Annotated in this window: 9 protein-coding genes; 6 read left to right on the forward strand and 3 right to left on the reverse strand. The window is 63.6% G+C overall.

The window, feature by feature from the left end; genetic code table 11:
* Window positions 1–25 precede the first annotated feature (25 nt).
* On the forward strand, window positions 26–4,366 hold the full coding sequence (locus HWX91_RS21880; protein ID WP_028200494.1) for a translocation/assembly module TamB domain-containing protein: 4,341 nt from the start codon (window positions 26–28) through the stop codon (window positions 4,364–4,366).
* Window positions 4,367–4,487: 121 nt separating this feature from the next.
* Here the strand turns inward: HWX91_RS21880 and metG are convergent, their stop codons facing one another.
* Together metG and HWX91_RS21890 are read right to left on the reverse strand one after the other, a co-directional pair.
* Window positions 4,488–6,626 carry a methionine--tRNA ligase gene (metG, locus tag HWX91_RS21885; RefSeq protein ID WP_028200495.1) on the reverse strand — a complete coding sequence of 713 codons (2,139 nt, stop codon included), beginning with the start codon at window positions 6,624–6,626 and terminating at the stop codon, window positions 4,488–4,490.
* 418 nt (window positions 6,627–7,044) lie between these two features.
* Window positions 7,045–7,698, reverse strand: a complete 654-nt coding sequence (locus HWX91_RS21890) for a YiaD family glycine zipper/OmpA-like lipoprotein (RefSeq protein ID WP_028200496.1) — start codon at window positions 7,696–7,698, stop codon at window positions 7,045–7,047.
* A gap of 329 nt (window positions 7,699–8,027) precedes the next feature.
* Here HWX91_RS21890 and apbC point away from each other — a divergent pair, with 329 nt between their 5' ends.
* The 5 genes from apbC (at window position 8,028) to HWX91_RS21915 (ending at window position 13,775) form a co-directional block, all read left to right on the forward strand.
* Window positions 8,028–9,116 (forward strand): iron-sulfur cluster carrier protein ApbC, encoded by a 1,089-nt coding sequence (apbC, locus tag HWX91_RS21895; protein WP_028200497.1) that lies wholly within the window; start codon window positions 8,028–8,030, stop codon window positions 9,114–9,116.
* A gap of 142 nt (window positions 9,117–9,258) precedes the next feature.
* Complete coding sequence (locus tag HWX91_RS21900) at window positions 9,259–9,792, forward strand: superoxide dismutase family protein (RefSeq protein WP_028200498.1); 534 nt, start codon at window positions 9,259–9,261, stop codon at window positions 9,790–9,792.
* A 273-nt stretch (window positions 9,793–10,065) separates the two neighbouring features.
* Window positions 10,066–10,635 (forward strand): dCTP deaminase, encoded by a 570-nt coding sequence (gene dcd, locus HWX91_RS21905; RefSeq protein WP_028200499.1) that lies wholly within the window; start codon window positions 10,066–10,068, stop codon window positions 10,633–10,635.
* Window positions 10,636–10,719: 84 nt separating this feature from the next.
* The gene (locus HWX91_RS21910) at window positions 10,720–13,005 is read left to right on the forward strand and encodes an arginine/lysine/ornithine decarboxylase (protein ID WP_028200500.1); all 2,286 of its coding nucleotides are present in this window, start codon (window positions 10,720–10,722) and stop codon (window positions 13,003–13,005) included.
* Window positions 13,006–13,007: 2 nt separating this feature from the next.
* A complete protein-coding gene (locus HWX91_RS21915; RefSeq protein ID WP_028200501.1) occupies window positions 13,008–13,775 on the forward strand; it encodes a lysozyme inhibitor LprI family protein in 768 nt (255 codons plus the stop codon).
* Window positions 13,776–13,786: 11 nt separating this feature from the next.
* Here the strand turns inward: HWX91_RS21915 and HWX91_RS21920 are convergent, their stop codons facing one another.
* Window positions 13,787–14,713: a bestrophin family protein gene (locus tag HWX91_RS21920; protein WP_028200502.1), complete on the reverse strand. Its 927-nt coding sequence runs from the start codon at window positions 14,711–14,713 to the stop codon at window positions 13,787–13,789.
* Window positions 14,714–15,135: the final 422 nt, after the last annotated feature.

The raw sequence follows: 15,135 nt of genomic DNA on the forward strand, positions 1-15,135 counted from the left end.
AAACCTGCTTCTACATGATCCCCGCATGACCACGGACACCTCCGCCCAACCACCTGCGCAGCCGCCGGGCGCTCATCCGTCCGGAGCGCAGCCTTCGCCCGGCGCGACGCCGCCTGAGCGGCGGCGCGGCCGGTGGCTGCTGAAAACGCTGGCGTGGACGGTTGTGGTGCTGGTGCTGCTGGTCGCGGTGGCAATCGGCCTGCTGTACGGCGCGCTGACAACCGAGCGCGGCACGGCTTACGCGTGGCAGGCGGCCGTCAAACTGCTGGGCGGCAAGCTGACCGGCACGCTCGAGAGCGGCACCATTGCCAGCGGCGTCCAACTCCGGCAAGTGCGCTGGCGCAGTCTCGACGGCAGTGGCACCGATATCCAGATCGATCGCGTCGCCGGGCGCTGGGGTCTCACGCGCCAACCTTGGCGCTTCACAATCGACTATCTGCACGTCGGGACGATCGACGCCCGGGTCGGCTCTTCGTCGTCGAGCAGCGGGCCGCTGGAGCTGCCGAAAGACCTGAGCTTGCCGATGCAACTCGAGGTGCGCGACGTGCAGGTCGACAAACTGCTGTTGCGCGAGGGCGGCTCGACGACCGAGTTCTCCCGGTTCATGTTCCATGGCCGCAGCGATGGGCGTCACCACGAGGCAGCCATCGAGCGGCTCGACACGCCGTTCGGCGCGGTGACGGCGGCGGCAAAGCTCGACGGGGTACGGCCGTTTCCGCTGACCGGTGATGTCGGCTATTCAGGCAAGGTCAACAACGAAGCGGTTCAGGTGGGCGGCCATTTGAGCGGCTCGCTGGAAAATCTCATCGCCGAACTCGATGCCAGCGGCATGAAGCTCGCCGGCCATGCCCGCGTCGAGGCGACGCCGTTCAGCGACGTGCCGTTGCAACGCGCCACGCTGACTTTCGATCACGTCAATCCGCAGGCGTTTGCGCCGGGCGCGCCGCTGGCGGATCTGGCGGTGCGCGCCGAACTGCAGCCGGTGGGCCAAGGCGCAGCAGGCGCGGCGACGTTGGCTGCGGCGAGCGGCGCAAATGGGGCAAGCGGCGCCAGCGCGGCAAGTGCGGCAAGTGCGGTCAAGGCGGCAAGTGCAGCGAGTGCCGCAACTGCGGCGAAACCCGCCGGCGCTTCCGGCGCCGCGGGTTTCGCTGTTGCGGGCCATGTCTCGATCGTCAACGCCAAACCGGGTGCGATCGACCAGAACCTGTTGCCTTTGATCGATGCACAGGCTGACGTGCACCTCGACGCTCAGGCGCAGCGCATCTCGAACCTGAACGTGCGGCTGGTAAAGAGCGCCACGCTCACGGGTGGCGGCACGCTGACCGGCAAGCGCGGCCAGTTCGACCTGCAAGTCGCCGGGCTCGACCTGAACGCGCTCGAAGCGACCGTACGGCCTACCCAGCTTTCCGGCCCGATCGGTTTCCGTCTGAACGACGACATACAGAGCCTGACCATCGATCTCGCCGATCCGAAAGCCGGCTTGCGTGCACAAGGCAAGGTGATCTTCGACCCCGCGCGCATCAGCTTCAACGACGTGCGCGTCACGTCCGGCAAGGGCCGCATCGATCTGTCCGGCGCACTCAAGCACGACGCGAATTCGACCTACAACCTGAAAGCGCAGTTGACCGATTTCGATCCGTTGACGCTGACTTCGCAGATGCCTTCGCGCACGCCGGTTGCGGGCCCGGCATCCGCAGCGGCCAACGCCAAAACCAAAGTACCCGCGCAAGGTGCGGCGCCAGCGGGCAGCACAGCCGGGGCGAAAAGCGCGGCCCCCGCCGACAAAGCCGCTGCCGCGGTCAAGAACACCGCGAAGGCCGCGGTGCGGACCGAGGTGATGCAACGGAGCAAAGCGTCGCCGCCGGCGAGGCGCGCCGCGCCGCTGGCCCGCAAGATCGAGGCGCGCGTGAACGGCACGCTCGCCGCGGCCGGTATGCTCGGCCCGGTGTTCACCACCAAGGCCGAATTCAAACTCGGCCCGAGCGTCTACGACGGTTTGCCGTTGACGGGCGGCGGTGTGGTCCAGCTAGCCGGCTCGCGGATTCTGCCGAGTCGCGCGAATCTCTCGGTGGCGGGCAATCAGGTGGACTTGCAAGGCAGCTTCGGCGCCAGCGGCGACCGGCTGCGTTTCCGTATCGACGCGCCGGAACTCGAGCGCCTTGGCTTCGGGCTCGCCGGCCTCATTGCCGCGGACGGCGACCTTACCGGCTCGTTCGCGCATCCGAATGTCGTGCTGAACTACAAGGCGGACAGCGTGGTGTTCAGCAGTAACCGCGTCGGCCATGCGGAAGGTCATGCCGAACTGCGTGACGGCGCGAACGGCGCGCTGGTTTTCACGACCGACGCGCGCAACCTCAGCGCCGGCGGCGTCGATCTGACCACGCTGACGGCACGGCTGTCCGGCACGCGTGCCAACCATACGCTGGAGGCGGCCGCCACCGGCAAGCTGCAAGACCGTCCACTGGACCTGACGCTCGCGGCCAACGGCAAACTGACCGAAGCACGCGAAGGCACGCGCTGGGATGGCACCGTGACCCGTCTGCAGAATCGCGGCACACCGGCGTTGAACCTCGAGTCGCCGCTTGCCGTCAGCGCCGGGCCGAGCCGCCTGACGCTTGGCGCGACACGTCTCACGGTCGAAGGCGCGGTGCTGAGCCTCAAATCGTTCGCGTTCGACCACGGCAAGATCCAGTCCACGGGCAGCCTGACCGACATTTCGCTGGCGCGCCTGCAGGATCTGCGGCGCGAGATCACCGGCGCGCCGCCGGCGGTCAAAACCGATCTGGTGTTCGACGGCGACTGGGACTTCGCGCTTGGCAGCACTGCGAGCGGTCACATCCAGTTGAAGCGCCGCGGCGGCGACGTCACGGTCGAAATCGGCCGAGGTTTGGCCTCGCTGGGTATCACGGATATGGTCGCCCGGGCCGAGTTCAGTGGCGGCAACCGGCTGAACGCCACGGTCCACGCGCAGGCGAGCCGGATCGGCGTGATCGACGCCGACGCCCACACCACGCTGGTGATGCGCGACGGCTTTTTGAGTGTCAACGAAGAGGGTGCGCTAACCGGCAATGTGAACGCGAACGTGCCGTCGCTGAAAACGACCGGCGGCCTGTTCGGCCCGAGCTATCTGCTCGACGGCCATCTCGCGCTGAAACTCGCGCTCGGCGGCACGGTCGCCAAGCCGAACCTGACGGGGTCGCTGCTCGGCGACGGTTTGTCGGCGACGATGGTCGACCAGGGCGTGCAGTTGAAGGATGGGGTGGTGCGCATCGCGCTCTCGCAAAATCTGGTGGACTTCCAGCAGGTCGAGTTTCATGGCGCGAGCGGCACCTTGCGCGCCACCGGACGCGTGCGTCTGGATGGCGCCGAGCCGGATCTGTCCGCGAGCATCGTGGCGGACAAGCTGGAGTTGTTCGCGGCGCCGGACCGCAATCTGTCTTTGTCGGGCAGCGCGAGCGTTGCGAATGCGGGCGCGCAGGGCGGCATGGCGATCAACGGCAAGTTCGTGGTCGATCACGCGCTGTTCGATATGCCGGAGCAGTCCGCGCCGAAGCTGGGCGACGACGTCGTGATCGTCCGCCCCGACGGCACGGTGGCCGGCGAGAAACCGCCGCCGGTGGAAGGGACCAACAAGCCGATCGGGCCGTTCGCGCCACGCGCCAATATCGACATCAGCCTCGGCAACAACTTCCGGTTCCGCGGCATGGGCGCGGACCTCGGCCTGACCGGCACGATCACCGCGATGAGCGCGCCGAACCTGCCGTTGCGCGCGGTCGGCAATGTCCGCGTGACGCAGGGCTCGACCTATACCGCGTTCGGCCGCAAGCTCAACATCGAGAATGGTTTCTTCACCTTCAACGGTCCGGTGGCCAATCCAGGGATCAACATTCTGGCCATGCGCCGTAATCAGCAGATTGAAGCGGGCGTGCAGGTCACTGGCACGGTTCAGTTCCCGGTCGCGAAGCTGGTGTCGGAGCCGACCGTGCCGGATAACGAAAAGCTCTCGTGGCTGCTGTTTGGACATGGCACCGATCAGGGTAATAACCTCGGTCAGCAAAGCACGATGACAACGGCGCTCGCCTTGCTAGGCAGCGCGAGCGGCAAGCGGATCGCGCAGACGTTCGGACTCGACGAATTTTCGATCGGACGAAGCGAGGTCGGGCTGACCGATCCTCAGGTGGTGATGGTGTCGAAGGCCATCAACGAGTGGCTCGTGGTCGGCTACGAGCAGGGCCTGCAGTCGGCGAGCAATGCGATCAAGGCGACGGTGAACCTGACGCGCTATTGGTCGGTTGCGGCCTATGGCGGCACGTTCGACGGCATCGAACTGCTCTACACACGGCGCTTCGATCGGATCCGCTGGTAACAGGGGGCAGGGCTGCCTGCGGTCCGCCCGACGTCGCGGCACAGAAAAAACGGCACGCCTTTTAGAGCGTGCCGTTTTTGTTGATGCCGGTTGATGCCCGTCGCGTTCGAGACGCCGCGCTTTACTTCACGCGCATGCCCGGCTTCGCGCCGCTATCCGGTTCGAGCACGTAGAGGCCCGGCTCGGCTTTCTCGTCAGTAGCCGAGGCCGCCAGCACCATCCCTTCCGACAAGCCGAACTTCATCTTGCGCGGGGCGAGATTCGCGACCATGACCGTCAGCTTGCCGATCAACTGCTCCGGCTGATAAGCCGACTTGATGCCCGAGAACACATTGCGCGTCTTTTCTTCGCCGATGTCGAGCGTCAACTGCAACAGTTTGTCCGAGCCTTCCACCGCCTTGCAGTCGACGATCTTCGCGATGCGCAGATCGATTTTGGCGAAGTCGTCGATCGAGATAATGCCGGGCGTTTCGTCCTTCCCGGCAGCGGCTGCTTTCGCGGTCTTCGACTTGGTCTTCGCGTCCGCTGGTGCCGCCGCAGCGTCCGGCGTGGCTTGCAGCGACTCGCGATTCGCGGCGATGAGCGCCTCGATCTGCTTTGGATCGACGCGTGTCATCAGGTGCTTGTACGCATTGATCGGGCGCGTGGAAGAGAGCGGCACGTTCGCGTCGGCCCACACCAGCGGCTCGATGCCGAGGAAGGCTTCGACTGCCTCCGCCAAGTTCGGCAACACCGGTTTGAGCGCCAGCGACAGCAGACGGAATGCCTCGATGCTCACGCTGCAGGTTTCGTGCAGCGCGACGGCATTGGCCGGGTCTTTCGCCTGATCCCACGGCTTGGCGGTGTCGACGTACGCGTTGACCGCGTCGGCCAGTTCCATGGTCTGGCGCAGCGCCCGGTTGTACTCGCGCGCTTCGTAGTTCGCGGCGATTTGCGGTACGGCGGCGCGCAGCGTGGCGAGCAGCGGATGATGCATCGCGCTGTCCTGCACACGACCCTCGAAACGCTTGATCAGGAAACCGGCGGCGCGGCTCGCGATGTTCACGTACTTGCCGACCAGATCGCTGTTCACCCGTGCCTGGAAGTCGTCGAGGTTCAGGTCGAGGTCTTCCATCGTGCTGTTCAGCTTGGCGGCAAAGTAGTAGCGCAGCCATTCCGGATTCAGGCCCGTGTCGATCACGCTTTGCGCGGTGATGAACGTGCCGCGCGACTTCGACATCTTCGCGCCGTCCACCGTCAGGAAGCCGTGCGCGAACACGTTGGTCGGCGTGCGGTGGCCCGAGAATTCGAGCATGGCCGGCCAGAACAGCGTGTGGAAATACAGAATGTCTTTGCCGATGAAGTGGTACTGCTCGGCGGTCGAGCCTTTGCGGATCCACGCGTCGAAGTCGAGGCCGCGCTTGTCAGCGAGGTTCTTGAAGCTCGCGTAATAGCCGACCGGCGCGTCCAGCCACACGTAGAAATATTTGCCCGGCGCGCCCGGAATCTCGAAGCCGAAATACGGTGCGTCGCGCGAAATATCCCAATCGGCGAGCTTGGCTTCGCCGGCGTCGCCGAGCCATTCGCGCATCTTGTTGGTGGCTTCCGGCTGCGCCAGACCACTGACCCACGCGCGCAGGAAATTCTCGCAGCGCGGATCGGACAGACGGAAGAAGTAATGCGTCGAGGTCTTACGAATCGGCGTGGCGCCGGAGACGACCGAATACGGATTGATCAGTTCGGTCGGTAGGTAAGTCGAACCGCATACCTCGCAGCTGTCGCCGTATTGATCCTTTGCGCCGCACTTCGGGCATTCGCCCTTGATGAAGCGATCCGGCAGGAACATTTCCTTGACGGGATCGTACGCCTGTTCGATATCGCGGGCGTCGATCAGGCCGGCTTCCTTGAGCGCCAGATAGACCGATTCGCTCAGCACGCGGTTCTCTTCGGAATCGGTCGAGTAGTAATTGTCGAACGAAATCCCGAAGCTGTCGAAATCGCGCTTGTGTTCCTGCCAGACGCGGTCGATCAACTGCTTGGGCGTCAAACCTTCCTTTTCCGCGCGCAGCATGACCGGCGTGCCGTGTGTGTCGTCGGCGCCCACGTAGTAGACCTCGTGCCCGTGCATTCGCAACGTCCGGACCCAGATGTCCGTCTGGATATATTCGACCAGATGGCCAATATGGATTTGCCCGTTCGCATACGGAAGGGCCGACGTGACGAGAATCTGGCGACGGCCTGACGGCGCGCCTGCGGAGAGATCGGTGGCGGGTGCTGACATAAGGATGGTGGGAGCCTGCGGTGGGACGAAACGATGATTCTAGCAGGGCGGCCGTGAGGCGCGGGCGGGGGCGGCTTGCCCGCGCCTCGGCCGGTGCGGGGAAGAGGGGTGTGTCCCTCAAGCGGCGTCCTGTGAAAACCGTGCGCCCAAAAAAAACCGGGGCTATTAACCCCGGAGCAACAACGACAAGAGGAGAATGGTGACGTGGCGGCTTCGCCAACCACGTACCGTAAAGACAGACCGCGAATTTTCGGCAGAGTTCGAAATTTTTTCGCTCTCTCGCGAGATTTTTTGCGTCCGCCCGCGTTTGCCCACATGCGGCTTTTGCGGCTTGCCGGGTACCGCCGACAACACGCGGCAACGGGGCGGCAAGCGCGGCCTGCCGCCCCGTTGCTTCTTCCTCTTTCAGGCTGTCCGCTTATTGCGTGGCGTGTTGAGCCGTGGCGCGCAGATAGATTTCCACGCGACGGTTGGCAGCCCGGCCGGCTTCGGTGTTGTTGTCAGCAACCGGCTGATTCTGGCCCATGCCTTGTGCCGACAGGCGTTGCGGCGCGACGCCGCGTTGCCCCAGGTAGCCCGTCACGCTTTCCGCGCGGTTGACCGACAGCGTCTGGTTGTAAGCCGGCTGACCCGTGCTATCCGTGTAGCCGATCACCTGGGCGATCAGTTCCGGATTCTGCTGCATGGTCTGCGTCAGTTGATCCAGCACCGGCGCGAACGACGGCTTGATCGCGTAGCTGTTGGTGTCGAACGTGACCGAGCTCGGGATGTTCAGCTTGAGCGAGCCGTCCGGCTGCTCGGTGATCTGCGTGCCGGTGCCCTTGGTGGCGCCCGACAGCTTGTTGTGAATGGCTTGCCAGTTGTAGCCGGTGATGCCGCCCACCGCAGCGCCGACGCCCGCGCCGATCGCCGCACCCTTGCCGCCGCCGAAGATCGCGCCGAGCGCCGCGCCGGTGCCGGCGCCCACGCCCGTGCCGACGGCGGTGTTAGTGCCTTGTTGGGTCGCGCAGCCTGCCAGCAGCGAACCGGCAACCGCGAAAACGGCAAGGCGAGTCATGAGTTTTGCATTCATTTTTTGATTCCTCTTGAGTGAAGCAGGTGGAAGCGATAAATCTATCCGCCCGATGCAACGGCCGTAAAGCGCACAGGTCGAAATACGAGAATCCTGCGTCTTCCCTGGTTCCGGTCCGACAGTGAAGAAGGGTCTTCCGGCAAGGCTTGGCGCCAGCCACTACAATGGTGACTGAAGGACGCAGCGATGCGACCCCATGGCGTTCCGCCTGCCGAAGCGTGCACGGCGCGCCTGGTTTTAGCAATGCTGCCTAACAATTTTTTTCAAATTCTGGCGAGTGGCCGAAGCTTGGATTCCGCCACCCCGCAAGTGTTCCCCACGGAGTGTCAATGAGTATCGATCGGGCTTTGGTCGACGCCGCCCTCGCGGCCGTCACTGACCCCAACACAGGCAAGCCCTATTCGGCTGCGAGGAACATCCGGAACGTCACCGTGGAGGGCGACGCGGTCAGCCTCGACGTGGTGCTCGGCTATCCGGCCAAACGGCAGTTTGAAGCGGTTCGCGCGCAATTCGCCGACGCGCTGAAGGCCGTGCCCGGCGTGGCGAACGCACGTGTCGAGGTGTCTCAGGACATCGCTGCGCATACGGTGCAGCGTGGCGTCAAACTGTTGCCGAACGTCAAGAACATCGTCGCGGTGGCGTCGGGCAAGGGCGGGGTCGGCAAGAGCACGACCGCGGTGAACCTGGCGCTGGCGCTCGCGAGCGAAGGCGCTTCGGTCGGCATCCTCGATGCGGACATTTACGGCCCCTCGCTGCCCATGATGCTCGGCATTACCGGCCGCCCTGAATCGCCCGACGAAAAGTCGATGAACCCGATGACCGGCTACGGTTTGCAGGCCAACTCGATCGGCTTTTTGATCGAGCAGGACAACCCGATGGTGTGGCGCGGCCCGATGGCTACTTCGGCGCTCGAACAGCTGCTGCGGCAGACCAACTGGCAAGATCTCGACTACCTGATCGTCGACATGCCGCCGGGCACCGGCGACATTCAGCTGACCTTGTCGCAGCGCGTGCCGGTGACGGGCGCGGTGATCGTCACAACGCCGCAGGACATCGCCCTGCTCGACGCGAAGAAGGGCCTCAAGATGTTCGAGAAGGTCGGCATTCCGATCCTCGGGATCGTCGAGAACATGGGTATGCATATCTGCTCGAATTGCGGCCACGAAGAGCATATTTTCGGCGCGGGCGGCGGCGAGCGGATGGGCAAGGAATACGGTGTGGATGTGCTTGGCAGCCTGCCGCTCGATATCGGCATCCGCGAGCAGGCCGACTCGGGCAAACCCACCGTGGTGGCGGATCCGGAAGGCCGTATCGCTGGGATTTACCGGTCGATCGCGCGCAAGGTTGCGATCCATATTGCCGAGCGGGCTCGCGACATGACCTCGAAGTTTCCCAGCATCGTTGTCCAGAACACCTGAGTAGCCATTCGGACAAGGGGTCAAAGCGGGGTCAAAGCGGGGCCAAGGCGTCAATTTGCGCCTGGTCTCGCGGTATCATGTCGACTTCACAAGTTCGGCTCGGCGGCCGCAGGGGCGGCCGCCAGGCCGGCAAGAGGATCGCATGGGAAAACGAATCGACGGGCAGGCGGTGGTGGCATTCATCGTCCTGGCTGCCAGCAGCGCGCTGTTATGCGGCTGCAGCACATTCCTGAGACCACAGGAAAAGCGCGCCGACGCGCAGTTGCTGCCCACCGTGGGCAATCAGGCGCGCGGCCTCGTAACGTTCATCGAGCGCTCGGACGGCGTGCAGGTCACCTACAACCTTGCGGGCTTGCCGCCCAACAGCGACCACGCCTTGCAAGTGCACGAGCGCGGCGACTGCAATGCTGCCGACGGTTCCAGCGCCGGCCCGGTGTTCTCGCCGGCAGCCGAGCGTCTGAAGGCAGGCGCCCGGGTCGAAGGCGATCTCGGCAACATCCACGCGGACGCAAACGGCGTGGCCACCGGTTTTATTGTGGCGCCGGACGTGTCGCTCGACGGTATTCGCTCCGTGCTGCAACGGGCCGTCCTGTTGCATCACGACGCGACCGACCCCTATGCGTATCCGCAGCATGGTGCAGGCCCCGCGCTTGCATGCGGATTGATTCGCCAGTGAAGGCCGCGCCTGCGGTGCTCGGACCGCATCCGTAGCGGCAACTTCGCGATCGCGTAAAATAAGCGCCTTTCGTTCGGGGCGCGTAGTTGGGGGCGCCTAGCCCGGGGCGCGTAGCCGGGGCGCCTAACCCGGGGCACGTAGCCGGAAGGCACCTGGCCCGGAGCGCTAAGCCGGGGGCGTCCAAGCCCACGGCGCCGGCCCGGAACTTACTCCGGGTGCTATCCGTCACACCCCCGTCACACATCTGTCACTCAAGTCGAGCAGCGTTCACCTATGACTATCAAATCCGACAAGTGGATCCGGCGCATGGCCGAGTCGCACAATATGATCGAGCCGTTCGCGCCAGATCAGGTCCGCGTTTCCGAAGACGGTCGGAAGATTGTCAGCTACGGCACCTCGAGCTACGGCTACGACATCCGCTGCGCCGACGAATTCAAGATCTTCACCAATATCAACTCGACCATCGTCGACCCGAAGAATTTTGACGAGAAATCGTTTGTCGACTTTAAGGGCGACGTCTGCATCATCCCGCCGAATTCGTTCGCGCTGGCCCGCACCGTCGAGTATTTCCGTATTCCGCGCAGCGTCCTGACCGTGTGTCTGGGCAAATCCACGTATGCGCGTTGCGGGATCATCGTCAACGTGACGCCGTTCGAGCCGGAATGGGAAGGCCACGTTACGCTCGAATTCTCGAATACGACACCTTTGCCTGCGAAAATCTACGCGAACGAAGGCGTTGCTCAAGTGCTGTTTTTCGAAAGCGACGAAATTTGTGAGACGTCGTACGCGGATCGCGGCGGCAAATATCAAGGTCAGCACGGCGTCACGTTGCCCAAGACGTGACGGCGGCAGCGCACTGACCCACCAGCTACTCGGGTGACCGCTGCTTAGTCGAATGCAGCGGTCGTTCTTTTTGGAGAATCGCCCATGAAGTTTCGTTTTCCCGTCGTCATCATCGACGAAGATTTTCGCTCCGAGAACATCTCGGGTTCCGGCATCCGGGCTTTGGCCGAAGCTATCGAGAAAGAAGGCGCGGAAGTGCTCGGGTTGACGAGCTACGGCGACCTGACTTCGTTCGCCCAGCAATCGAGCCGTGCGTCGTGCTTCATCCTGTCGATCGACGACGACGAACTGCTGCCGTACGTCGACAACGTCGTGGTGGAAGGCGAGACGCCGGAACTGGCGGCCGCGATCGTCGCCTTGCGTGCGTTCGTGACTGAAGTGCGCCGCCGCAACGCTGACATTCCGATCTTCCTGTACGGCGAAACGCGCACCTCGCGCCATCTGCCGAACGACATCCTGCGCGAACTGCATGGTTTCATCCACATGTTCGAGGACACGCCGGAGTTCGTCGCGCGCCACATCATCCGCGAGACCAAGGTGTATCTGGATTCGCTCGCGCCGCCGTTCTTCAAGGAACTGGTGCAGTACGCGGACGAAGGCTCTTACTCCTGGCATTGCCCGGGGCACTCGGGCGGCGTCGCGTTCCTGAAGAGCCCGCTCGGCCAGATGTTCCACCAGTTCTTCGGCGAGAACATGCTGCGCGCCGACGTCTGCAATGCCGTCGACGAACTCGGCCAGCTGCTCGACCACACGGGGCCGGTGGCCGCTTCCGAGCGCAATGCCGCGCGCATTTTCAGCGCCGACCACGTGTTCTTCGTGACCAACGGCACCTCGACTTCGAACAAGATCGTCTGGCACGGCACGGTGGCGCCGGGCGACATCGTGCTGGTGGACCGCAACTGCCACAAGTCGATTCTGCACGCGATCACGATGACCGGCGCGATTCCGGTGTTCCTCACGCCGACGCGAAACAACTTCGGCATCATCGGCCCGATTCCGCGCAGCGAATTCGAGCCGGAAAACATCAAGAAGAAGATCCTCGCGAATCCGTTCGCGCGCGAAGCGCTGGCGAAGAATCCGGATCTGAAGCCGCGCATCCTGACCATCACGCAGAGCACCTACGACGGTGTGATCTACAACGTCGAGATGATCAAGGAAATGCTCGGCGATTGGCTCGACACGCTGCACTTCGACGAAGCGTGGTTGCCGCATGCGGAATTCCACGAGTTCTATCAGGACATGCACGCGATCGGCGCGGGCCGCCCGCGCATCGGCGCGCTGGTGTTCGCGACGCACTCCACGCACAAATTGCTGGCCGGTATTTCGCAGGCTTCGCAGATCGTCGTGCAGGATTCGAAGAACAGCCGCTTCGACAAGCATCGCTTCAACGAAGCGTATCTGATGCATACCTCCACCAGCCCGCAGTACGCGATCATCGCCTCGTGCGACGTGGCCGCGGCCATGATGGAAGCGCCGGGCGGCACGGCGCTCGTGGAAGAATCGATTGCCGAGGCGCTCGACTTCCGCCGCGCGATGAGCAAGGTCGACGACGAATACGGCGACGACTGGTTCTTCAAGGTGTGGGGTCCGGACCAGTTCGCCGAAGAAGGTATCGGCTCGCGCGAAGACTGGATGCTGCGCCCGGACGACGCGTGGCACGGCTTTGGCCCGCTCGCCGAAGGCTTCAACATGCTCGACCCGATCAAGGCGACTATCGTTACGCCGGGTCTGGATATGGACGGCGGCTTTGGCGAGACGGGTATTCCGGCTGCGATCGTTACGAAGTACCTGGCCGAGCACGGCATCATTGTCGAGAAGACCGGGCTGTATTCGTTCTTCATCATGTTCACGATCGGCATCACCAAGGGCCGTTGGAACTCGATGGTCACCGAACTGCAGCAGTTCAAGGACGATTACGACAACAATCAGCCGCTGTGGCGCGTGTTGCCGGAGTTCGTCTCGCATCATCCGATGTACGAGCGTGTGGGTTTGCGCGATCTGTGCCAGCAGATTCACAGCGTTTACCGCGCGAACGACATTGCGCGCCTGACGACCGAGATGTACCTGTCGAGCATGGAACCGGCCATGAAGCCTTCGGACGCATTTGCGAAGCTCGCGCACCGCGAGGTCGACCGGGTACCGATCGACGAACTCGAGGGCCGCGTCACGTCGATCCTGTTGACGCCGTATCCGCCGGGCATTCCGCTGCTGATTCCGGGCGAGCGCTTCAACAAGACCATCGTCAATTATTTGCGTTTCGCGCGCGAGTTCAACGAGCGCTTCCCGGGTTTCCACACGGATATCCACGGGCTGGTCGGCGAAACCATCAACGGGCGCATCGAATACTTCGTCGATTGCGTGCGCGCCTGACGATGCGGGTAGTGCAGTCCCTGCTGGGCGCTGGCGGCTGGCGGCGCGCGTTTGGCGCGCTGGCCCCGGCAAAGCCGGCGATCTGGGCAATGGTGCTCGGTGCGGCGCTTGCGGCGACGCTCGGCGTGACGCCTGCGACGGCGCATGCCGAAGTGGCCGCCGCCGACCCGATCGACGCGTCGATGCGCGCGTGTCTGGCGCGCAGCGACATGTCGTCGACGGTGGGGCAGGTGCAGTGTATGGACAACGCGCGAATCGGCTGGAAAGCCGCGTTGGACGGCGCGTGGCAGCAGCTTGAAGCGAAGTTGCCGCGGGCCCGGCGCAAGCAGTGGGAGAAGAGTCAGGCGAGCTGGGAGGCCTCGCGCGAGGTCGAGAAGCAGTTGCTTGCCGCCGTGTTCGCGACGACGCACGGCTCGATGTACGTGCTGGCCGAAGCCGATATGCAGTTGCAACCGGTGCGTGATCGCGCGCTTGCGCTGCGCAGCGCCATGGCCAGGATCAACGCCGGCGGGGACGCGCCGCGTCGTCCGCGCGCCTGTAATGCGGACGCGCAATGCGAGCACGCGATGTTCGATCTGAACCGCTATTACCGCCGCTTGCAGACGAAGATGCCGACGCGTTCGCGTCCGACGCTGGTACGCGCACAAAAGGCCTGGACCGCGTATCTCAACGCGACCACGCCGTTGGTCGACGAGCGTGGGCGCATCGATATCATCGGCGCCCGGGTGGCCACGCTCAAACGTTTATCCGAAACCGTTGGCAACGACTGAGCGCTCGCGGCTTAGGTGAGCACGTAGGTTTCGGCTTGCGGCTTCGGCTGCGCAAGTGCCGGTTCCCCTAGCAGGTCGCGCATCGCGTCTTCGATACCGAGCGACATGGTTTCGAGCGCGAGATCGTTGTCGTCGATGCCGAAGGGCTCTTCGATCTGCGAGGCGATCGCTTCGTGCGCCATGAAGGTGTACGCGACGAACACCGAGAAGACCGGCGTGAAGATGCCGATGCTGTCGACCAGTCCGAACGGCAGGGACGCGCAGAAGAAATACACCGTGCGGTGAATCATCACCGAGTAGGCGAAAGGCAGCGGCGTCGAGGCGATGCGCTCGCAACCGCCGATCACATCCGACAGACCATTCAGATTTCGATCGAAGGCGAGCACCGCCATTGGATCGAGCGCGCCTGTTTGGGCGTGGCGTTGCACCCATTCGCCGAGAAACAGCAGGAGTGTCGTTGGTTTGTAGCGCGACTGCATGACGCGGTCGAGAAGCGCTTTGGGCAGACGTGCCGCGAGATCTTCACGCGGGTCGCTTTTGCGGAGTTGATGACGCAGTGCATGGGGGAGGGCGCCTAGAGCGGCGATGAACTCTCTGATGTCCTCTTTGGGCAGCGGTTTGTTTTGCAGCGTGAGCGCCTGGCGGGTGAGCGAGCGGGAATCGTTCAGCAACTGGCCCCAGAGCTTGCGGGCTTCCCACCAGCGGTCGTAGCTGGCGTTATTGCGGAAGCCTAGAAAGACGGCTAACGCTATGCCTATGAGCGAGAACGGGGCGGTGGTGTTGAGATTTAACGTGACCGGCAGCAGGTGGTCGTGGGCGGCCACGGCGACGATCGAAATGCAGAAAATCAGCGATAGCCGCGGGAGGAGTCGCGGGAGGACGGAGCCTCGCCAGGCCAGCAGCATGCGGAACCAATGGAGATGGGGGCGGATGATCATCGGAGTTTTGGGGCAGGGGGTTTTTTTGCCTTCGGCGAGAGTGGGCTTATTATCGCTTTTTTGGTTGAGGGGGCTTTGGCGCTTTGGCCTTTCCTTGAATTGTTAGTGGTCTATTAGCGTTGCCCCTGTGCGGGGCGGCACTTACTTTCTTTGCCGCCGCAAAGAAAGATAAGCAAAGAAAGCGGCTCACCCCGCCAGCTCATAAGTGGGTCCCCCGCACAGACGCGGTAGTGGTGCATCTGGAATCAGCGCCCCCGCACACTCCACGCTAGTGACAAAGCACTCATCAGCTCCCACTCCGCACTACGTGCGTCGCGGATGGGTCTGCCTGGGAAACCTGGCTGATGCTTTGCATGACTGATCGTTTTTTTGGAGCGGGGTATCGGCGCGCGCAGCGCCGCCGGAGGTATGACTGCCTTGTC

The organism is Paraburkholderia fungorum (assembly GCF_902833645.1).
GTDB classification, from domain to species: domain Bacteria; phylum Pseudomonadota; class Gammaproteobacteria; order Burkholderiales; family Burkholderiaceae; genus Paraburkholderia; species Paraburkholderia fungorum.

What these genes read in the sequence shown, in the direction of transcription:
- HWX91_RS21880 (WP_028200494.1), top strand. Translation starts at nt 26, where the DNA reads ATGACCACGGACACCTCCGCCCAACCACCTGCGCAGCCGCCGGGCGCT.
- metG (WP_028200495.1), bottom strand. Translation starts at nt 6,626, where the DNA reads ATGTCAGCACCCGCCACCGATCTCTCCGCAGGCGCGCCGTCAGGCCGT.
- HWX91_RS21890 (WP_028200496.1), bottom strand. Translation starts at nt 7,698, where the DNA reads ATGAATGCAAAACTCATGACTCGCCTTGCCGTTTTCGCGGTTGCCGGT.
- apbC (WP_028200497.1), top strand. Translation starts at nt 8,028, where the DNA reads ATGAGTATCGATCGGGCTTTGGTCGACGCCGCCCTCGCGGCCGTCACT.
- HWX91_RS21900 (WP_028200498.1), top strand. Translation starts at nt 9,259, where the DNA reads ATGGGAAAACGAATCGACGGGCAGGCGGTGGTGGCATTCATCGTCCTG.
- dcd (WP_028200499.1), top strand. Translation starts at nt 10,066, where the DNA reads ATGACTATCAAATCCGACAAGTGGATCCGGCGCATGGCCGAGTCGCAC.
- HWX91_RS21910 (WP_028200500.1), top strand. Translation starts at nt 10,720, where the DNA reads ATGAAGTTTCGTTTTCCCGTCGTCATCATCGACGAAGATTTTCGCTCC.
- HWX91_RS21915 (WP_028200501.1), top strand. Translation starts at nt 13,008, where the DNA reads ATGCGGGTAGTGCAGTCCCTGCTGGGCGCTGGCGGCTGGCGGCGCGCG.
- HWX91_RS21920 (WP_028200502.1), bottom strand. Translation starts at nt 14,713, where the DNA reads ATGATCATCCGCCCCCATCTCCATTGGTTCCGCATGCTGCTGGCCTGG.